The sequence below is a fragment of the Brenneria roseae subsp. roseae genome (genome assembly GCF_003115845.1).
GTDB lineage: Bacteria > Pseudomonadota > Gammaproteobacteria > Enterobacterales > Enterobacteriaceae > Brenneria > Brenneria roseae.
Map to the genome: position 1 here is coordinate 438,566 of NZ_KZ819023.1, position 19,748 is coordinate 458,313.

21 protein-coding genes are annotated in these 19,748 nt (G+C 56.7%); 6 read left to right on the plus strand and 15 right to left on the minus strand.

The window, feature by feature from the left end; all coding sequences use genetic code 11:
* Positions 1-13: 13 nt before the first annotated feature.
* The 6 genes from DDT52_RS04255 to DDT52_RS04280 are packed head-to-tail and all read right to left on the minus strand — an operon-like array spanning position 14 to position 5,194.
* Positions 14-664 (minus strand): HAD family hydrolase, encoded by a 651-nt coding sequence (locus tag DDT52_RS04255; RefSeq protein WP_136155242.1) that lies wholly within the window; start codon positions 662-664, stop codon positions 14-16.
* Positions 661-1,653: an ABC transporter ATP-binding protein gene (locus tag DDT52_RS04260; protein WP_136155243.1), complete on the minus strand. Its 993-nt coding sequence runs from the start codon at positions 1,651-1,653 to the stop codon at positions 661-663. Before DDT52_RS04260 ends, DDT52_RS04255 begins: the two co-directional genes overlap by 4 nt.
* Before the next feature lie 4 nt (positions 1,654-1,657).
* Positions 1,658-2,443, minus strand: a complete 786-nt coding sequence (locus DDT52_RS04265; protein ID WP_136155244.1) for an ABC transporter permease — start codon at positions 2,441-2,443, stop codon at positions 1,658-1,660.
* A 39-nt stretch (positions 2,444-2,482) separates the two neighbouring features.
* A complete protein-coding gene (locus tag DDT52_RS04270) occupies positions 2,483-3,322 on the minus strand; it encodes an ABC transporter permease (RefSeq protein WP_136155245.1) in 840 nt (279 codons plus the stop codon).
* Positions 3,319-4,116 carry an alkaline phosphatase family protein gene (locus tag DDT52_RS04275; RefSeq protein WP_136155284.1) on the minus strand — a complete coding sequence of 266 codons (798 nt, stop codon included), beginning with the start codon at positions 4,114-4,116 and terminating at the stop codon, positions 3,319-3,321. Before DDT52_RS04275 ends, DDT52_RS04270 begins: the two co-directional genes overlap by 4 nt.
* A gap of 13 nt (positions 4,117-4,129) precedes the next feature.
* Positions 4,130-5,194, minus strand: coding sequence for an ABC transporter substrate-binding protein (locus DDT52_RS04280; RefSeq protein WP_136155246.1), 1,065 nt, complete (start codon positions 5,192-5,194; stop codon positions 4,130-4,132).
* A gap of 237 nt (positions 5,195-5,431) precedes the next feature.
* Between DDT52_RS04280 and DDT52_RS04285 the strand changes: the two genes are divergently transcribed.
* Positions 5,432-6,124, plus strand: coding sequence for a UTRA domain-containing protein (locus DDT52_RS04285; RefSeq protein WP_136155285.1), 693 nt, complete (start codon positions 5,432-5,434; stop codon positions 6,122-6,124).
* A gap of 58 nt (positions 6,125-6,182) precedes the next feature.
* Here the strand turns inward: DDT52_RS04285 and DDT52_RS04290 are convergent, their stop codons facing one another.
* The 8 genes from DDT52_RS04290 to rsxA are packed head-to-tail and all read right to left on the minus strand — an operon-like array spanning position 6,183 to position 11,935.
* Positions 6,183-6,710 carry a flavodoxin gene (locus tag DDT52_RS04290; RefSeq protein ID WP_136155247.1) on the minus strand — a complete coding sequence of 176 codons (528 nt, stop codon included), beginning with the start codon at positions 6,708-6,710 and terminating at the stop codon, positions 6,183-6,185.
* A gap of 44 nt (positions 6,711-6,754) precedes the next feature.
* A complete protein-coding gene (locus DDT52_RS04295) occupies positions 6,755-7,015 on the minus strand; it encodes an RnfH family protein (protein ID WP_136155248.1) in 261 nt (86 codons plus the stop codon).
* Positions 7,012-7,752 (minus strand): electron transport complex subunit E, encoded by a 741-nt coding sequence (locus tag DDT52_RS04300; RefSeq protein ID WP_136155249.1) that lies wholly within the window; start codon positions 7,750-7,752, stop codon positions 7,012-7,014. Before DDT52_RS04300 ends, DDT52_RS04295 begins: the two co-directional genes overlap by 4 nt.
* A complete protein-coding gene (gene rsxG / locus DDT52_RS04305) occupies positions 7,745-8,395 on the minus strand; it encodes an electron transport complex subunit RsxG (RefSeq protein ID WP_136155250.1) in 651 nt (216 codons plus the stop codon). Before rsxG ends, DDT52_RS04300 begins: the two co-directional genes overlap by 8 nt.
* 2 nt (positions 8,396-8,397) lie before the next feature.
* Positions 8,398-9,369: an RnfABCDGE type electron transport complex subunit D gene (locus tag DDT52_RS04310; protein WP_136155251.1), complete on the minus strand. Its 972-nt coding sequence runs from the start codon at positions 9,367-9,369 to the stop codon at positions 8,398-8,400.
* Positions 9,363-10,811, minus strand: coding sequence for an electron transport complex subunit RsxC (rsxC, locus tag DDT52_RS04315; RefSeq protein WP_136155252.1), 1,449 nt, complete (start codon positions 10,809-10,811; stop codon positions 9,363-9,365). Before rsxC ends, DDT52_RS04310 begins: the two co-directional genes overlap by 7 nt.
* Positions 10,804-11,346 carry an RnfABCDGE type electron transport complex subunit B gene (locus DDT52_RS04320; protein WP_136155253.1) on the minus strand — a complete coding sequence of 181 codons (543 nt, stop codon included), beginning with the start codon at positions 11,344-11,346 and terminating at the stop codon, positions 10,804-10,806. The genes rsxC and DDT52_RS04320 overlap by 8 nt, the downstream gene beginning before the upstream one ends.
* A gap of 10 nt (positions 11,347-11,356) precedes the next feature.
* Positions 11,357-11,935 (minus strand): electron transport complex subunit RsxA, encoded by a 579-nt coding sequence (rsxA, locus tag DDT52_RS04325; protein WP_136155254.1) that lies wholly within the window; start codon positions 11,933-11,935, stop codon positions 11,357-11,359.
* Positions 11,936-12,268: 333 nt separating this feature from the next.
* Between rsxA and nifL the strand changes: the two genes are divergently transcribed.
* The 4 genes from nifL to DDT52_RS04345 all read left to right on the plus strand — a co-directional run bounded on the left by nifL (position 12,269) and on the right by DDT52_RS04345 (position 17,469).
* On the plus strand, positions 12,269-13,750 hold the full coding sequence (nifL, locus tag DDT52_RS04330; RefSeq protein WP_136155255.1) for a nitrogen fixation negative regulator NifL: 1,482 nt from the start codon (positions 12,269-12,271) through the stop codon (positions 13,748-13,750).
* 2 nt (positions 13,751-13,752) lie between these two features.
* On the plus strand, positions 13,753-15,342 hold the full coding sequence (gene nifA / locus DDT52_RS04335; RefSeq protein ID WP_136155256.1) for a nif-specific transcriptional activator NifA: 1,590 nt from the start codon (positions 13,753-13,755) through the stop codon (positions 15,340-15,342).
* Positions 15,343-15,547: 205 nt separating this feature from the next.
* Entirely contained in the window at positions 15,548-16,945 is a 1,398-nt protein-coding gene (gene nifB / locus DDT52_RS04340; RefSeq protein ID WP_136155257.1) for a nitrogenase cofactor biosynthesis protein NifB, read from the plus strand.
* The gene (locus DDT52_RS04345; protein ID WP_136155258.1) at positions 16,945-17,469 is read left to right on the plus strand and encodes a nitrogen fixation protein NifQ; all 525 of its coding nucleotides are present in this window, start codon (positions 16,945-16,947) and stop codon (positions 17,467-17,469) included. Before nifB ends, DDT52_RS04345 begins: the two co-directional genes overlap by 1 nt.
* A 52-nt stretch (positions 17,470-17,521) precedes the next feature.
* Here the strand turns inward: DDT52_RS04345 and DDT52_RS04350 are convergent, their stop codons facing one another.
* Positions 17,522-18,343: a shikimate 5-dehydrogenase gene (locus DDT52_RS04350; protein WP_136155259.1), complete on the minus strand. Its 822-nt coding sequence runs from the start codon at positions 18,341-18,343 to the stop codon at positions 17,522-17,524.
* Positions 18,344-18,669: 326 nt separating this feature from the next.
* Here DDT52_RS04350 and DDT52_RS04355 point away from each other — a divergent pair, with 326 nt between their 5' ends.
* Positions 18,670-19,677, plus strand: coding sequence for a zinc-binding alcohol dehydrogenase family protein (locus DDT52_RS04355; protein ID WP_136155286.1), 1,008 nt, complete (start codon positions 18,670-18,672; stop codon positions 19,675-19,677).
* Positions 19,678-19,748: the final 71 nt, after the last annotated feature.

The following is a 19,748-nucleotide window of genomic DNA, read 5'->3' on the forward strand; positions in this document are numbered from 1 at the left end:
TGCGCCGGCATATTCACCAGTGCAGTATCGTCCATCCTGCCTGCTGCGCCTGCTGTCGCAGTGCGTCGTCAGGATTCACGACATAAGGGACTCCCACTTGTTGCAGCAGCGGGAGATCGTTGATGGAATCGGAATAAAAACTGGCATCGGTCAATGCTTGTGCGTCTCCTCCCAGCAGATGATACAGGCGAGTCACTTTCCCTTCGCCGAAGGTCAGAATGCCCTGAGTGCGGCCGGTATAGCGGCCATCCCGCACTTCAAGATCGATGCTCAGTGTTTCACGGATATCAACGCATCGGGCTATGGGTTCTACCAGATGCGCCCCGGAGGCGGAAATGATAACCAGGCGATCGCCTCGTTCGCGATGCGCTTGCACGCAGCGAAAAGCGGCGGGCCGCAGCGTTGGGCGGATCACTTCCTCAATAAACCGGGCCACGCTGTTCGCCACTTCTTCGACCGTGCGTCCGGCCAGTGGCGCCAGCGTAAAGCGCATGTAATCATCCATGGACAGTGCGCCGACGGCGTACTGTTGCATCATCGCCTGTTCGGTGTGGATAAACGCGGGATCGCTCACCCAGCCGAGCTCGAACATGTACTGACTCCATAAGCTGGCACAGTCGCCGTCAATCAGTGTCTCGTCCAAATCAAACAGCGCCAGACTCATGCGACCTCACACAATGTCGTCATATCAAGCTGTAGCCCAATCCGGCTACCGTCAGGCCGGAGGTCGGCCACTGAGCGGTTCAGCACATCCACCCGCAATTCCACGTCCTGTGCCTGCACCCGGTAACGGATCACATTGCCCAGCAGACTGTGGCTGATAATGGTGGCCGCCACGCCTTGTCCCTCCGGCAGCAGAGTAATCGACTCGGGGCGCACCGCCACCTGACTGCGATATCGTCCCCCCGTGAGCAACGCGGCCTGCTCGGCGCTCAGCAGATTATAGCTACCGATGAATCCGGCGGCGAAGGCATTCACCGGGCTGACATAAAGGGTTTCGGCCGGACCGTTCTGTACGATCTTGCCCTGATTCATCAGTACGACCCGATCCGAGAGCGTCAGCGCTTCCTCCTGATCGTGGGTCACAAAAATGGCGGTTAGCTTCAGTTCACGCTGAATGCTGCGGATCTGCTCACGCAAATGTTTACGAATGCGGGCATCCAGCGCCGACAGCGGTTCGTCCAGCAACAGCAAGCGCGGACGGGTCACCAGCGAACGGGCCAGCGCCACCCGCTGGCACTGGCCGCCCGACAGTTGATGGGGATAGCGGTGAGCGAAGGCGCTCAGTTCCACCAGTTCCAGTATCTGATCCCGGCGCGTCAGCATTTCTTGCGCCGGGATCTTTTGCATCTTCATACCGAAAGCCACGTTGTCCGCCACCGTCATATTGGGAAACAAGGCATAGCTCTGGAAAACCATGCCAATGTCGCGCTTCTGGGGCGGCAAGGGGGTCAGATCCTTGCCATGCAACAGAATCTGTCCGCTATCCACTTCCGTGAGGCCGGCCAGACAGCGCAGCAGCGTTGACTTGCCGCAGCCGCTTGGGCCGAGCAGCGTAACAAACTCGCCTTCCTCCGCAGTGAAATTAATGTTTTCGAACACCTGCGTCGGACCGTAATGTTTATTCAACTGTTGAACGTTCAGATAAGACATGTTGTTACTCTTTGTCCCGGTTAAGGGCGTTGGCGACCAGCGTCAGCACCAACACCACGACGAAATAGGAAATCACCAGCGCGCTGGTGAAATGGCCGCTCTCGTTGCGCATGTTGTAGAGATAGACCTGCAAGGTTTCGAAACGGCTTCCCACCAGCATATTGGCGAATACAAATTCGCCGATCAGGAAGGAGAACGACAGCAGCAGCGCCACCATACAGCCTTTGCGCAGATTGGGCAGCACTACGCACAACGCCGCCCGGAGGGGACTGGCGCCCAGAAGCTGGGCGGCATCCATCAGATCGCGCAGTTGGATGGCATGCATATTGTTGGTCACGGCCCGGTAAATAAAAGGCAGGGCAATGGTGAAGTAACAGCCGATCAGGATCCAGGGCGTACCCGCCAGCGGCAGGGGGCCGTCGGCATAAATCTGCAACAGGCCGACCGAGGAGACAATAGGCGGTACGGCAAACGGCAGGAGGATCAGGATATTCATTATGGCGTCGAGGCGGGGAAAGTAGTAAGCGATGACGAAGATCAGCGGCAGCACCAGCAGCAGCGACAACAGCAGCGCACCTGCGCAAATCAGCAGTGACCGGGCGAGGGCGGACAGGAAACGTTCATCCTGCCAAAGCCGTATCATCCATTGCAGGCTGAAGCCATCGGGCAGAATCGTGGCTCCCCACTGGCTGGAAAAAGCATATACCAGCGTGGCCGCCAGCGGCAGTATCAAAATCAGCCACAATAGGCTGACCATCAACTGATGATAACGGTGTTCGGTACGTGTCATCGGGGATTTTCCTCTCTGGTTTCGGTTAATCGCCTGGCGTTATGAGCGGGCATGGCGATAGCCGCGGCGGATCAGCCACTGATGTATCACGGTAATCAGCGTCATCAACACCACCAGCAGCATCCCCAGAGCGCTGGCCATATTGGGATTGAGGAACAGATCGCCCGCCACCAGCGATGAAATCCGAATGGGAACCGCATTGAAATTACCGCCGGTCAGCGCGTAAAGCGTGGCATAGGCACCAAGCGCGTTAGCCAGCAGGATCACAAAGGTGCCGAGCAGCGCGGGCATCAGCACCGGTAAACCGATATACCGCCAGTAGCGGGCGGTGTTGGCTCCCAGCAGGGCGGCAGATTCACGCCAGTCCTCCCGCAGGGTATCGAAAGCGGGGTAGAGCAGCATCACGCCGAGCGGGATCTGAAAATAGGTATAGATCAGCACCAGACCGTTTTTTGAATACAGGGAAAAATCCCCCAGCAGACCCGCCTGACGTAGCAACAGCGTGACGCAACCGTTGGCCCCCAACAGAATAATGAAGGCGAAGGCCAGCGGCACACCGGTAAAATTACTGCTCATGTTGGTAAACGACAGGACCAGATCGTGCAATCGTCCTTTGCCAAGACGATGCAGCGAGTAACTGCAAATCAAGGCGATCAGCAGGCCGAACAGACTGGACCAGAAGGTGATATGCAGTGAAAATTCGATGGCCTGAAGGTAGAACGGCGAGGTCAGGATTTCACGATAATTGCCGATTCCCCATCCTTCCATCTCATGGTTAAAGCTATAAACGCCCATCCACAACAGCGGCGCCACCTGGAAGGCGATAAAAACCAGCGCGAACGGCAGCATCACCAGCGCGGCTACGACTTTCCTTTTCATTTCAACAGATCCCGGCATACTGATTTGTCATGCGCCACGCCCAGCAGCTCGCATATCGTTCCGCACAGCTCGGTCTGTTTCGGCGCGGCGGGCTCCAGACTGAATTCCTGACCGAAAACGAATAACGGCACCTGCCGCTCTTCTCTGAGCGCGCCACCGTGGCTGCGATCGTCGTTCATGCCGTGATCGGCGGTAACCAGCACCTGCAACCCTTCCGCCAGCCAGTCCGGCACATAGTGGGACAGCAGTCCGTCCGAGATGCGGGCGCCGTTGCGGTATTCGCGGGACGAAAGCCCCCAACGGTGTCCCGCGTCATCAATATTCATCGGATGGATCAGCAGGAAGTCCGGCTGATGGCGCCGCCTCAGACTTTCCGCATCCTCGAACAGATGCGAATCGGGGTAGTGGTCGGCGTGGTAAAAATGGCCGTATTGAATCGGCAGGTCCGGCGCCTCGGTGTGGCGATCCCGGATCGGTTCGAACGGCGTGCGGTTATAAAGCTCGGAAACCCAATAATAGGCCGCTGCCGCGGTGGTCAGATCGGCGGCGCGGGCATAATGAAAGATGCTGCGCTGGTTGGATAACCGGCTGACGCCATTGTGCACAATACCGCTGCGCACCGGCGGCGTACCGGTGAGAATACATTCATACAACGGACGGGACAGCGAAGGCAGTTCGCATTCCAACGAATACATCCGGCCTCGGCCTTCTGCACATTCACCCAGCAAATATCCCATCGCGATTTCGGCTACCTGGAAACTCAATCCGTCCAGCACCACCAGCACCGTTTTCATCATACTTCCTATTTTATTGTTTCATTGCCATCATCACGTTTTCCTGCCACTGGCGCGGCAGCTGTTTGGCGCTGTTCTCCCAGGCGGCGGGATCGGCGATCGGGTGAGCGTTCTTATACTGTTCGATCGGCAGCAGTTTGGCTTTCACATCTTCTGGCAGCGTCAGATTTTCCACGCGAATCGGACGGGCGTAGCCACGCGCCAGATTGAGCTGCCCGGCGTCGGAAAAGATGTATTCACGCGCCAGCTTGGCGGCATTGGGATGTTTGGCGTATTTGTTGATGATGGTGGTGTAGCCCGAGGTGATGGAACCATCGGCGGGGATTAATACTTCAAAGCGATTCGGATCAATCTGGTCGCGGTAGTTAAGACCGTTGAAATCCCAGACGATACCCACTTCGATCTCTCCCTTTTCCAACGTGGCGATGGTCGGGTTGTTCAAGCCCAGCCGACCGGCCGCCGCCAGTTTTTGGAAGAAATCCAGACCGGGCTTGAGGTTTTTTTCGTCACCGCCCAGGGCATAAGTGGCGGCCAGTACGCCGTTGACGGCCTGAGCGGCCGTTCCCACGTCGCCGACGTTCACCCGATAACTGCCGTTGAGCAGGTCCGCCCAACTGTGCGGGATGTCTTTTACGATATCCTTGTTAACGATAAAGGCGATGGTGCCGGTATAAGCCAGCGCCCAGTGGCCGTCTTTGTCTTTAGCCCAATCCGGCACCTGTTCCCAGGTGGTGGGTTTGTAGGGCTGGGTGACGCCTTGTGCAACGGCGACAGGACCGAACGAAGCGCCCACATCGCCAATATCCGCGCTGGCATTGTTTTTTTCCGCCTGAAATTTGGCGATTTCCTGCGCTGAACTCATATCGGTATCGCTGTGTTTCAGACCGTATTTTTCCGACAGATCGCGCCATGTATCCTTCCAGTTGGCCCAGCTATCGGGCATTCCCACGCTGTTGACCTGACCTTCCTGGCGGGCGGCCTGTTCCAGTTGCGTCAGATCGGCATCGGTGGCGGCCAGAGCCGACTGACCGGCCAACGCCAGCGCAGTGGTCAGCACAGAGACAAACAATCGTTTCATATATGCACACTCCGGTAAGAGAGGAAAAATAATTGCTGGTCTAGTCCAGCAAGATCCGCACCAATCTATCGAAAGAATATGAATCTTTTATGGCGATATAATCTGAGCGCGTTTTTTTGTTAAGGTCTGTAGAAAATCTCTTGAGTTACCGTAAACTGGCGCACTATGACAATGCATATCATGAACAACCTGCCCTACGACAATGCAACGCCTGCCGGGCAAATTGCGCGCGGAACAATGGTCACGGCGATCTGTCAGGCGATTGCCAACTGGCTGGATGAAGGGGAGCTGGCACACAACGAGCGTTTGCCCGCCGAGCGTATTCTCAGCGCCCGTTTCGCCACCACCCGTATTACGCTGCGCGAGGCGCTCAGCCAGCTTGAGGCTCAGGGAAAGATTTACCGCGAGGAGCGCCGCGGCTGGTTCGTCAGCCCGCCGCGGCTTAACTATAATCCGCTCAACCGCAGCCACTTTCACGCTATCGTGCGCGAACAGGGCCGCCGTCCCGACACCCGGGTGCTGGACGTGAGTGAAATTGGCGCCCCCGCGGTGGTAAGCCGCCATCTCGGACTGACGCCCGGCGAGCGCGTCTATTGTATACGTCGGGTCAGGCGTATCGACGGCAGGGCGGTGCTGTACGTGGAGCACTATCTGAACCCCTCCTTTTTCCCCGGCATTCTGGAGGAAGATCTAACGCAGTCGCTGACGGAACTGTATCTGCAACGTTATGGCATCCACTATGGCAAGGTCTGGTTTGGCATGCTGCCTACGATCTTTCCGCCATGTGCCGCGTCAGCGCTTAAAACCAGCGAAAACAGCCCCGCGTTGTTCATCACCCGCATCAACCGCGATCAGCATGACCACATCATTGATTGCGATCTGGAGTATTGGCGCTACGATACGCTGCATATCAGCGTCGAGGCCCAGTGAATCGCTGTAAATAACAGTGGGATGCCTGCCCGGGCAGGCACGTTCGGGGAGATAAAAATCAGAATGCGGTCTGAAGCTGACTGACCCATTGTGTAACCCGCGCCTCCGTCAGATCCTGCTGATTATCCTGATCCAGAACCAGACCGACGAAACTGCCGTTTTCCAGCGCGGAGGAGTCGCTAAACGTGTAACCTTCGGCTGGCCATGTGCCGATGATGTTGGCGCCGGCTTCACTGACGATGTCATAGAGCTCACCGAGCGCGTTGACAAAGGCATCGGGGTAGGCGACCTGATCGCCGAGTCCGAATAGCGCCACGGTTTTACCGCTGAGATCGGCATTGGCCAGATCGTCCGCAAATTCGGCCCAGGACTCACTCATACACTCGGCGTCCAGACCGGGAAGCTGACCGTCGCCCAGCGTAGGGGTGCCAAGGATCAGTACATCATAAGCCAGCAGATCGTCAACGGAGGCTCGGTTGATGTTCACGGGTTCAGCGGCCTGTTCCCCCAGTTTTTGTTTGATCAGTTTTGCGATCTTACGGGTTTTGCCGGTATCAGTACCGAAGAAAATGCCGATAGTGCTCATGGTTTATATTCTCCTTAAAAGGATTCCAGAAAAGGGCGGTTAAATTACGTTTCATCGTCGTCCGCCTCCTGGGCGGCACGTTCAATCGGCAGGTAGATTTCTACCCGATCGCCTTCATGTACTTCACTGTTGGCGGGGCACAGGCGTCCAAAAACGCCCATGCGATGCACATCCGGATCGAGCCAGGGAAACAGCGCCGGCAAGGGAGAGGCCAGAAACGCCTCGCGCAAGGTGACGGGCGCGGGCAGATCCATGTCGATACAGCGGCTTTGGTAGCCGTTGGCATGCGCGATGGTGAATTTCATCCGTGGCAGCCTCCGCATCCGGCGCCGCAACCCGGACTGGCGCCGCCGTCTTTCTTCAGTACGTCAGTGCCGTAGCGCCATACCCTGACGCCGCGAATGCCTGCCAGCACAAATCCCATCACGACAAAACCGCCGGGGGGCAATAGCATCAGCAGAAAACCGTCATAATCGGGCAGCAGATGCATTTCCAGAAAATGAAATTGCGGACCGAGCAGCAGATCCGCGCCGCTAAACAGCGTTCCGCTGCCGATAATCTCGCGAATTGCCCCCATTGACGTCACCCCAAGGGTAAAGCCTAATCCCGTCGCCATGCCGTCCAGCGTGGCGGCGAACGGCGGATTGTGGGCGGCAAAGGATTCCGCCCGGCCCAGCAGCGCGCAGTTCGCCACGATCAGCGGAATAAACAGCCCAAGAATTTTATGCAGGTCATGCATCCAGGCGTTCATCAACAGATCGAGCACGGTCACCAGGCTGGAGATGATCAGGATATAAACCGGAATACGGATCTGATGCGGCGTCAGATGCCGGAGCAGCGACACCAGCAGATTGGCCCCCACCAATACCGCGGTGGTTATGATGCCCATCCCGAAACCGTTGGTGGCGGTGGTGGTCACGGCCATCAACGGGCACAGACCGAGGAGCTGTACGTAGGTGATGTTATTGGTCCAGATGCCGCTGACGAGAATGTCGCGGTAGGCCGGACGTTCCGCCGGCGGTGTTGCCGTTATTTCACTCATGGGATTTTTCCTCGCTCAAGCCAAGCAATTCAGCACGATGGCGCTGGAACAGTTGCAGCGTCTGGTGTACGCCCTTCACCACGGCGCGCGGGGTAATGGTGGCGCCAGTGAACGCATCGAAATCGCCGCCGTCTTTTTTGACGTGCCACTGTTTTTCAGTGGTGTTTTGCAGCGATTTGCCATTAAACCCCAGGATCCAGTTACCGTGGCTCAATTCGATTTTGTCGCCCAACCCTGGCGTTTCCGTGTGGGAGATCACTCGCACGCCAGTCAGTTCACCGTTGGCATCGATCCCGATCAGCAGACTGATGATGCCGCTGTAGCCTTTCTCGCCGCCGAACATCACGACGCCGCTGGGATTGCCTTGCCGGGTGGCCCGGTAAACGCGCACCGGCGCGCCGTCCAGCGTCAATGTGACTTCGCTGCCGCTGAGTGGGTTGTCATGCAGCGCGTTGGGGAAGACCGCCGCGAGCTGGCGCTGGGTATCCTCCTGATGGCGCAGTTCAATCTCGGTATAGGTCGCCCACCAGGCCCCGGCAATCATCAGGCTGATTAGCAGGGTAAAGGTCCCGAGCAACAGACTCAGATTGATGGGATGGCTGCGCGGCGGCCAGCGCAGCCCGGAGTCTAAAGCGGAGGCCATGGTTATTTCTCCTTCTGTGTCCGATAGCCATAGGCCCGTGGACGGGTCCAGCTATCAATCAGCGGGGTAATGGCGTTCACCAGCAGGATGGCAAAGGCGACGCCTTCGGGATAATTGCCAAAGCTGCGAATGGCCCAGACCAGAAAGCCTGCCAGCGCGCCGTAATACAGGCGGCCAAGTGGACTACCGGGGCCAGTGACCGGATCGGTGATGATAAAGACGGCGCCCAGCATCAACCCGCCAGTGGTGAGCTGCGCCAGCGGCGGCAAAATAGATTGCGGGGCGATAAACCACTGGATCAGCCCCGGCAGCAGACAGCCGATCAGCATGGCGACAGGGGCATGCCAGCTGAACACCCGCTGTTGCAATAACCACAGGCCGCTCAGTGCCAACAAGAGGGTGGAGGTTTCGCCGAAGCTGCCGTTATGGGTGCCTATCAGGGCGTTTTCCCATGAGAACGCGGCCGATGTGTGTTCACGGAACGCACCGAGCAAGGTGGCGCTGGTGGTGCCGTCGGTATGCAGGGAATAGACCGCGCCGTTCCAGAACTCGGTAGGCACGACCCAGTGCGTCATTTGTACCGGAAAGGCAATCAGCACCACGACGCGCGCCAGCATGGCCGGATTGAACAGGTTTTGCCCCAGCCCGCCATAAATATGCTTACCCAGCAGGATGGCGATTGCAGAGCCGAACGCGCCCAGCCACAGCGGTGCATGAGGGGGCAGGCTGAGGGTAAACAGCAGGGCGGTGAGCAGCGCGCTGCCGTCAAATACATGGCCGAGCGACGCCGGGTTGGCCCGCAGACACGCTGCTTCACACAGCAATGCCGCGACAATGCTGGTGAACATCAGCATCAACGCGGGCGCGCCAAACTGGATAATTCCCAGCAAAACCACCGGCATCAACGCCAGATTGACTTTATGCATCAGATTCTGGGTACTGAGTCCCTGATGAACATGAGGTGACGTCAACATGCGGAGCCCTCCATCGGCGCATCGGGTGTCGCGCTGCGGCGCCGGGACGGTCTGGCCGCTTTCGCCGCTGCTTTTTCGGCGGCTTCGCGGGCAAGGCGTTCCTGCCGCCGCAGGCTGTTGGCGCTGGCGCGCTGGAGTTTATTCTCCCGGCGCTGTTCCAGCCGTAATTGTTGTTGTCCCCAGTCGAAAAACTGGGTCAGCGGCAGGACAGCAGGGCAAACCCACGAGCAGGAGCCGCAAAGTAAACAGCTGTTCAGCCCCAGATCGCGGGCGTTATTCAGTTCGTCGATCTTCAGTTCGGCCAGCATCGCCAGCGGCGGCAACCCCATCGGACAGGCATCCACACAGCGACCGCAGCGTAAACAGGCGCTGCTGTGCGGCTGGGGAATTTCATCTTCGGTCAGCAACAGCAAACCGCTGGTGCCTTTGGTGATGGGGGCATTGAGGTCGGTTGTCGCCCGCCCCATCATCGGTCCTCCCAGGATCATCCGGGCCGGCGTGCTTTTCAGCCCGCCGCAGGCGGCAATAATGGTGTTGATCGGCGTGCCGATCGGCACCAGCAGGTTGCCGGGTTCTTCAATCGCCCGGCCGCTGACGGTAATGACCCGATGGGTCAACGGCTGACGGAAGCGGATAGCATGGAAGATGGCGATACAGGTGCCGACGTTCTGAACCAGTACGCCCATTTCCGGCGAGCGTTTGTTATGGGGGATCTGCTGCCCGGTTACCGCTTCTATCAGCTGCTTGGCGGAACCCATGGGATAGAGGGACGGCAGCGCAACCACATCGATATCGGGTTCATCCTGACACAGGCGATCGAGGCGCAGAATGGCCTCGCGTTTGTTATCTTCAATGCCGATATAGACCCGGCGGGCCCTGGTCAACTGCTGGAGATAGCGGATCCCGCCAAGCAAAAATTCTGCCTGCTCCTGCATCATGCGTTCGTCGGCGGTGATATAAGGTTCACATTCGCCGCCGTTGATGATCAGGTATTTGATTTCGTGACGCATCGCCAGCCGGATTTTATCCGCCGCCGGAAACATGGCTCCGCCCATACCGACAATACCGGCCTGCGCGATGAGCGAGAGCATTCTATCGGCGCTGCTGTCTTCCGTGGTTGCCAGCCGGCTGACGTTTGAGGTGGCCGGCAGCGTTCGCAGTTGGATATATCCGGTATCCCCGGTCACGATTTCCGTCACCAGCGCCTCTGCCGGACTGTGCACCGGTGCGGACATTCGGCCAAACGGCTGGGCCAGACACTGACCTGACGTGACGGTGTCACCAATATTTACCACCGGAATAGCGGGCGCGCCGGTGTGCTGGCGCAGCGGCAGCATCAGTTTCTCCGGCATGGGAAGCGGGCGAATAGCCCGTTCGCGGGTTAAGGATTTATGGCTATAAGGACGGATGCCGCCGTGGGGCGTCGTGAGGGCTTTAAGCATAGCTGGGCTCCTGTCGCGGCGCGAAACCGGGTTTGGCGACAATGGGGGTAAGATGCGGATCGGCGTAAAGGTGAATGCCGTTTTGCGGACAAATGTCTATGCAGGTGCCGCAACCGGTACAGTCTTCACTGAGTACGCCATGTACTTGACGCGTGGCGCCAATAATCGCATCGAAGGCGCACTGTTTTGCGCAACGGCCGCAGCCGTCACAGTCCTGGGGGGTGATCATCGCCACCATCGGCCCTTTAACGCCGTCCTCATCCAGACTGACGCCCATCAGGGCGGCAATGCGCTGCGCGACAACGTTGCCGCCGGGCGAGCAGATGGTAACGGCCGCTTCGCCGCTGGCCATGGCGACCGCGGCCTGACGACAGCCGGGATAGCCGCACTGACCACACTGGCCGCTTGGTAGTAACGCCACAATGCTATCAACCATCGGGTCACTTTCTATTTTCAGGTAGATTGCGGCATAACCCAGCAATGCGCCGATCATCGCGGAGATGAGCGGAATAGCGAGTAAAGTCAGTAGCAACATCTCCGTCTCCTTATGATGACAATCCGGCAAAGCCGGTAAAGGCCAGCGCCAGAATACTGGCGGTAATAAAATTGAGCGGCGTGCCTTTGAACAACAGCGGTGGGAGGGCGCTGGCCTGGCGTTCTCTCAGCCCGGCAAAAATAATCATGACCAGCGAATAGCCCAGCGAAGCGCTGAAACCAAAGAGTACGCTGTGCGTAAAGCTCGGTTGATCCTGAAGAACCAGCAGCGCCACACCGAGCACGGCGCAGTTGGTGGTAATCAGCGGAAGAAAAATGCCCAGTGAGCGGTAGAGGGTCGGGCTGTGTTTTGCAATCACCATCTCAATCAACTGTACCAGCGACGCAATGACCAGAATGACGGACAGCAAACGCAGGTAAACCAGATCGAGCGGAGCCAGGATCCAGAATTCAATCACCCAGCCTAATGCGGAACCCAGCGTGATGACCACCGTGGTCGCAATGGATATCCCCACCGCAGCCTTGACCTGATTCGTTACGCCCATAAAGGAACAGAGTCCCAAAAAGCGCGCCAGTACGACATTGTTGACCAGAATATTGGCCAGCATGATTAACAGTATCTCTTTCATTGATCCCCCACAGGTCGAGATTCCCAGAGGGGTATTGCGAAAGGCGTGCCAGCTTGTTCTGGTCAATAAATGGGCAATCAAGGTGCAAGAAGCTGCGCCAAAAGTGAGCAACGCGGGGGCGTGTAATAGCGTGATACCGATCACAGGCAACGAGAAAAAGGGCAATAGCGGTAAAAACCCATACCATGATCAATGTTTTTGCGATTTCTTTGCAGAAGGGAATAAATCTTGCACTTTCCATAGGGGTATTTCATGTCGTTCGATGTCTGTTCCGCAATCTGACAATTTGTCATGAAGCCGACAGAACGCGTTATGCAAACCGGAGGGGCCGGGATGAGTTCATCGTTAGTCTTGGATGATGTGCACCTGATTACATCATCGCTGGGAGGAAAGGGGCTGCACGCGGCGCTCTTTCATACGGCCGTTGAACAGTCTTCAGTGGCGATTTCTATTACCGATCCCCGGGCAAATATTGTGTATGCCAACCCCGCTTTTTGTGAACTGAGCGGCTACTCGCTGCATACATTAATGGGCGCCAATCATAATCTGCTCTCCAGCCATCAGACGCCCGTTTCAGTATATCAGTCTCTGTGGGAGACGATTTCAGGGGGCCATTCGTGGAGCGGTCAGATTATCAACCAGCGCAAGGATATGTCGCTGTATCTGGCCGAAATCACGATTTCCCCTATCTTCAATGCGCAGGGGGAAATTGAGCATTATCTGGGGATGCATAAAGACATCAGTGAACGTTACGCGCTGGCGCAGCGGGTTCGTAATCAGATGACGCTGATTTCCGCCGTCCTGAATAACATTCCGGCGGCCGTTGTCGTGGTGGAAGGGCCGCAAAGCATCGTGATGGACAATCTGGCGTATAAAACGCTCAGCGCCGATTGTGACGGACAGGAGCCGCTGGTGTTGCTGGATTGCCTGAATCGTACCGAGCCTTCGGCCATGACGCCGCTGGTTATTCGCGGCGTCCAGCGGTGGTTCTCGGTGAGCTGCTGGCCGCTGCACGCCGTCAATGAAGAAGCCAGTCTCTACTTTACCGATAGCGCGCCGCCGCGCCAGTTGGTGGTGATTGTCGATTGCACCGAACAGCAGCGACAAATGACGCAGGAGCGGCGGTCCCAGCTTGAGCGTCAGATTAGCGTCAACAAAATGATGGCGGCGATCCGTGAAACGCTGGATGCCGCGTTAATTCAGCTCAGCTGTCCGTTAAACATGCTGTCCGCCGCGTTGCGGCTGAATCCCGACGTCGATAATGTCGCGTTGCGCACGGCCTGGAACGAAGGGAAAGACGCTATCTCGCGTCTGACCGCCTGTCGTCCGACCTTGCATCAGGAATCGCAGGACAGCATTTCGCTCACCGCCATGATGACGGATCTGGCCGATATTTACCGGTATCGAATGGGGCGGACCGGCAAGCTGGAATGGTCTTGTTCCGCGCCCGATTTAACCCTGCGCAGCCAGCGAACGCTGATTCTGACCGCCCTGAGTCTGTGGCTCGATCGCTGTCTGGCGTTAACGGGAAAAATACACGATGACGTGACGATCGCGATCCAGGTCAGGCAGCAATGCCAGCGATTGTACTTTAGCGTCACGGATAATCTCCCGCCTTTTGTGCAGGAAGCGGCTCGCCCGATGATGGAAATATTGGCAACCGGACAATGCATGGAGCTACGCCTGATACAGATGATCATGTCGCAACTGCGGGGGGCGGTCACCACCGAACAAACGGTATCCGGCAGCACATTGATGACGCTCATATTGCCGATTGATGGTTTATACCTCACCGCCGAAGCCCTGGGAGGATAAAAATGGCACATTTCCCGACGACAGAACAGCTTTCCCGGCGTTTGGATTTACAGCAACAGGTTGTGGCACTACATAAAATCAGCGTGGCGTTGAGCCATTCGCTGGATGTGCAGCATACGCTGGAAGAGATGATCCAGGCGTTGCACGACCATGCGTTTATGCAATACGGCATGGTCTGCCTGTTTGATAAAGACCGCGCCTCGCTGTTTATCGAAGCGTTGCAGGGGGCGGGGGCGCAGGTGATCAAAGGGGGACGGGGCGTCCGCTATCGGGTCGGTGAGGGAATTCTGGGAGCCGTGATGAGCCAGCGGACTTCGCTGGTTTTGCCCCGGGTATCGGACGATCCGCGCTTTTTGGATCGCCTTAACCTCTATGACTATGCTTTGCCTTTTATCTGCGTGCCCATTCCCGGCCCGGATGAAATGCCGCTCGGGGTATTGGCTGCCCAGCCCATGGAGCTGCATGAGGACAGATTGCCTTCCAGCACCCGTTTTCTGGAAATGGTGGCGAATCTGATCGCCCAAACGGTCCGGTTAATCGGTCATGCTAAAGGGGAGAACGAGGCATTGCGCAGTGAACGCGACAGCCTGCGCCGAAAAGTTCAGCAGCAGTATGGTTTTGACAATATCGTCGGTAAAAGCCAGCCGATGCGGCATATCTTCGATCTGATGCGTCAGGTGTCGCGCTGGGATACGACGGTGCTTATCCGGGGAGAAAGCGGTACGGGTAAGGAGATGATCGCCAATGCCATTCATTACAACTCCCCACGCGCCGGAACGCCATTTGTGAAATTCAACTGCGCGGCCCTGCCCGATTCGCTGCTTGAAAGCGAACTGTTCGGCCACGAAAAAGGGGCGTTTACCGGGGCGGTCAAACAGCGTAAAGGTCGTTTTGAACTGGCGGATGGCGGCACGCTGTTTCTGGATGAAATTGGCGAAAGCAGCGCATCGTTTCAGACCAAACTGCTGCGTATTTTGCAGGAAGGAGAAATGGAGCGCGTCGGCGGTGATGAAACGCTGCGTGTGGATGTGCGCATTATCGCGGCGACCAACCGGAATCTGGAGGATGAGGTTAGAGCCGGGAATTTTCGTGAAGACCTCTATTACCGTCTGAACGTGATGCCGATTTTTTTACCGCCGCTGCGCGAACGGCTTGAGGATGTACAGGATCTGGCCCAGTTTCTGATCGCCAAGCTCAGTAAACGGCAGGGACGGGAACTGCATATCAGTGAAGGCGCAATACGTTTACTGATGAACTATGACTGGCCGGGTAATGTGCGCGAACTGGAAAACTGTCTGGAGCGTGCGGCGGTAATGGCAGAGGACGGATTGATCGACCGGGATGTCATTTTGTTTAATTACAAAGAAAACGCGCTGGCGCCGTTCAATCGCAACAAAATCGCCAGTGACGTTGTCACGAATATGAACCATGAACCCAGCATTGAAAATATTCAGGATGAGCGGCAGCGCCTGATTGCGGCGCTGGAACGCACCGGCTGGGTACAGGCCAAAGCCGCCCGCCTGCTGGGGATGACGCCGCGTCAGGTGGCGTATCGTATTCAGATTATGAATATCAATATGCAGAGGATGTGAGCTATCCGGCTATTTTCCCCTCAGCGTAATTTACGCCGGGGGAATCACGGAATGTCGCATTCAATACATTGTCGGACAATGTCAGTTATGGCGCGGTAGGGATAAAACGCATAACACGTTATTTAATAAACACTTTTTATTTTTCTCCGCCCGGCATGCCGTTTGCAAAAAAGAAGTGAAGTCGCTCATTACCGAGGTTAAGCATATGGCAGACAACGCATCTTTTTCAGGTAAACGGTCATGCGGGCCGATGAATACGGCACATTTTACTCCTTTACAGTCGGATAAAGTGTCCCGTCACCCTTGTTACTCTCCGCTGGCCCATCATCGCTACGCCCGGATGCATTTGGCGGTGGCGCCCGCCTGCAATCTGCAATGCAACTACTGTAACCGTAAGTTCGATTGCAGTAATGAATCCCGCCCCGGCGTTGTCTCGGAGCTGCTGTCGCCAGAACAGGCGATTGCCAAAGCGAAATATGTCGCGTCGCAGATCCCGCAGCTGTCGGTGATTGGTATCGCCGGGCCGGGCGACCCGCTGGCCAATATGGCCCGCACGTTCAAGACGCTGGAAGGATTGCGGGCGGAACTGCCGGATATCAAACTGTGTCTGTCAACCAACGGCCTGATGCTGCCGGATGCCATCGATCGACTGGTGGATATCGGGGTCGATCATGTCACCGTTACCGTGAATGCCATTGACTCGGTGATTGCCGAAAAAATCTATGACGGCCTGTGGTACGAAGGCGACAAGCTGAACGGGCGTATCGCCGCCGATCTGCTGATTGAACGGCAGGGCGAGGGCATTCGTAAACTGGCAGAGCACGGTATTATGGTGAAGGTGAATTCCGTACTGATCCCGGAAATCAATGCCGCGCATCTTGGTGAGGTCAGTTTGCAGGCGCGGCAGTGGGGAGCGGTGCTGCATAACGTGATGCCGTTGATCGCCAAACCCGAACATGGCACCCGGTTTGGCCTGGAAGGCGTGCGTGAACCGGACGAGGAAACGCTGGGGGAAGTGCGCAGTCAGTGCGGACGGCATATGCCGCAAATGGCGCATTGCCAACAGTGCCGCGCCGATGCGATAGGGATGTTGGGGGAAGACCGTAGTCAGGAGTTTCCGCTGGCGTCATTACCTGAACGGCAGGAGTCCTGGCTGCCGGCGCTATTTCGCCGGGCGAGCATTCAGGCCAGCATCGCGTCGCAGGGAGAATCGGAAGAGCCTGATGCCTGTCTGGTGGCGGTCGCAACCGGACAAGGGGAGATCATCGATCGGCATTTTGGTCATGTGGATCGGTTTCATATTTTCAGTATTTCCCGCGCGGGTATTATCCCGCTGGGCGAACGCTTCACTCAGCGCTACTGCAAAAGCCCGACGGACTGCGAGGAAGGTGAACCGGAAGAGCGGCTGGATCAACTCGTTGCCCTGCTGGCGGATGTCAAAGCGGTATTTTGTGCCCGTATCGGTCTGACGCCCTGGCAGCGGTTGGAAACGGAAGGTATCGAACCTTGTGTGAGCGGCGCATGGCAGCCAGTACGCGAAACGCTGGAACAATGGCGGATGCAGCGTACCCGGTTGGAGGTCAACCAGCAGGGGGTGGCATAATGACAATCCCACCCACACCGTTGGCATGGCTGCGCTATCTGGTCGACAATCATCTGGCCGGTCTGGCACGCTTTCCTGCGCAAATGAATCTGAACGATGACGACTGGCAACGGCTGCTGCGGCGAGTGGGACGGAAGGCGGCAGAACGTCCCGCCGCATTGGATCAGCAGGATGCCTTGCTGAGTATGTTACTGCGGCCACGCCGGCAGGAATGCGAACAACTGGCGAATTGGCTTTTGCAATATATGGATGAAGACGCCGCGCCGATGCACTGGTTAATTGCTGGCGCATCAATGAGTTTCAATCATCTATGGCAGGATTTGGGGCTGGCGTCGCGGGCCGAACTGCGTGAGCTGATGAGCATCTGCTTTGCGCCGCTGGTTGAAATGAACACGCAGAACATGCGCTGGAAAAAGTTTTTCTATCGTCAGGTGTGCCTGTCACGGGATGGGGAACTGATCTGCCGATCGCCATCCTGTGAAAGCTGTAGTGAGGTTGAGCTCTGTTTCGCGCCGGAGAAATGAAAGCGGATTGCCAGAGAATTTTCGCATTTGATCCCCGCCCAATGAAAGGGGGTTATTGCTGGCGTGAATAGGCTGCCGCCTGTTGGAATAATGCGTCGTCGGGACGAATGCCGGTATAAAGGGCGAATTGCTCTACCGCCTGAATGGCGAAGACTTCAGAACCGGCGATCGTCGTTTTCCCTCGCTGGCGGGCATAGCGAATTAATGGCGTCTCTGGCGGCAGCGCGACCACGTCAAAAATCACCCTGGCCGCGTCAACCTCGCTTTCGCTATAAGCAAGCTTGTTGGCGTCAGGGCCACCGGCCATGCCGATCGGCGTGGCGTTGATCAGCAGATCGGCCCGCAGACCCTCGGTATTGGGACGCCATTCGTAATCGTACAGCGCCGCGAGCGATTTACCGGTTTTTTCGTTGGTGGCAACGATATACCCGTTTCTGAAACCGGCGTCCTTCAGCGCGCACGCCACCGCTTTCGCCATGCCGCCGCTGCCGCGCAGTGCGAACACGAGATCGTTTGGCACCCGGTAATCCGCCAACAGTTTGGCAATCGCAATATAGTCAGTGTTGTAGGCTTTCAGATAACCGTCGGTATTGACGATAGTATTGACCGAGTTGATGGCTTTCGCCGAGGCGTCTAACTCGTCCACCATCGGGATGCAGGCCTCTTTAAATGGCATGGAGATGGCGCAGCCGCGAATACCCAGCGCACGAACGCCGCCGATGGCGCCGGCCAAATCCGTCGTGGTAAACGCCTTATACAGATAATCCAGATCCAACGCATCATACAGATAATTATGGAAACGCGTGCCAAAGTTACTGGGACGGGCGGCAAGGGACATGCAAACTTTGGTGTCTTTATTTAGGTGTCGGGTCATCGTTTCGGGTCCTGTGTGTATTATCCAACCGGCCGTTTTTCAGGTCATCGCTATTATACGAACTTGATGTGTAATTATTGGATAAATCAGCCCAATGAAAAACGGCTGTCTTTAGACGCATGGCTTCCTCTTTTCTTCCTCTTTTTTATGTTTCGCCGTGAAAGCAGGTTTTCATTTCTGGCGTTAACGGCTTAATCTAATATACCTATTATTAGGAAAATTCATCTAACGTAAGCTGTGCATCACCATGTCATATCATGACGCAAGGCAGCAAGCACCACGTTACAGCCCCTTATCTTTCAAATTATTGCCTGGAGAAAACAGTGATGAAAGCCGTTGTCTATAGCCAACATGGTTTACCGATACAAAACTCTCAGTCCCTGTATGACGCAGAGGTAGCAAAACCGGAACCCGGCCCGCATGACCTGCTGGTGAAGATCCGGGCGATTGCAGTCAACCCGGTGGATACCAAAGTTCGCACCAATTCACCAACGGACCAGCCGCGTATTCTGGGATGGGATGCGGTAGGGTCGGTCGAGGCGGTGGGGGATGCCGTCATGCTGTTTAAGCCCGGTGATGAGGTGTATTACGCCGGGTCAATCAATCGGCCGGGTTCCTATGCGGAATATGGTCTGGTTGATGAGCGCATTGCCGGCCACAAACCGGCTTCGCTGAGCGATGCGGACGCGGCGGCGCTGCCGCTGACTTCCCTGACTGCCTGGGAGCTATTGTTCGACCGGTTAGGCGTGGAAGAAGATGCTGGAGAAGGCGATGCGCTGCTGATTATTGGCGCGGCGGGAGGCGTTGGCTCCATGCTGACGCAACTGGCTCGCCAATTGACCGGGCTACGGGTGATTGGTACGGCTTCACGGCCCTCTACGTCTGAATGGGTACGGACTCTGGGCGCGCACGAGGTGATCGACCATTCCCGCCCGCTGACGGAAGAATTGAACAGGATTGGGGTTCCGCAGGTGCGCTATGTGGCCAGCCTGACCCAAACTGATAAACATTATGCGCAGATTGTTGAAGCTCTGGCGCCGCAGGGAAAATTCGGGATTATTGACGATCCCGCGACGCTCGATGCGCTTCCACTGAAGCGGAAGGCCATCTCACTGCACTGGGAACTGATGTTTACCCGTTCTCTGTTTCAGACGCCGGATATGATTCGTCAGCACGAAATTCTGGAACGCGTGAGTACCCTGATTGACAGCGGGACGCTCCGCACCACCGTGGGCAACCATTTTGGAATCATTAATGCTGAAAATTTGCGACGCGCGCATGAGCTGATTGAAAGCGGCCGCTCGCAGGGCAAGATTGTTCTTGAAGGGTTTTAGTCTGCAATAATTTATGGGGCCGGTAGGTCTGAGGGATCCCCACAAATTTGGGGAAGAATATCTGTAAGTGC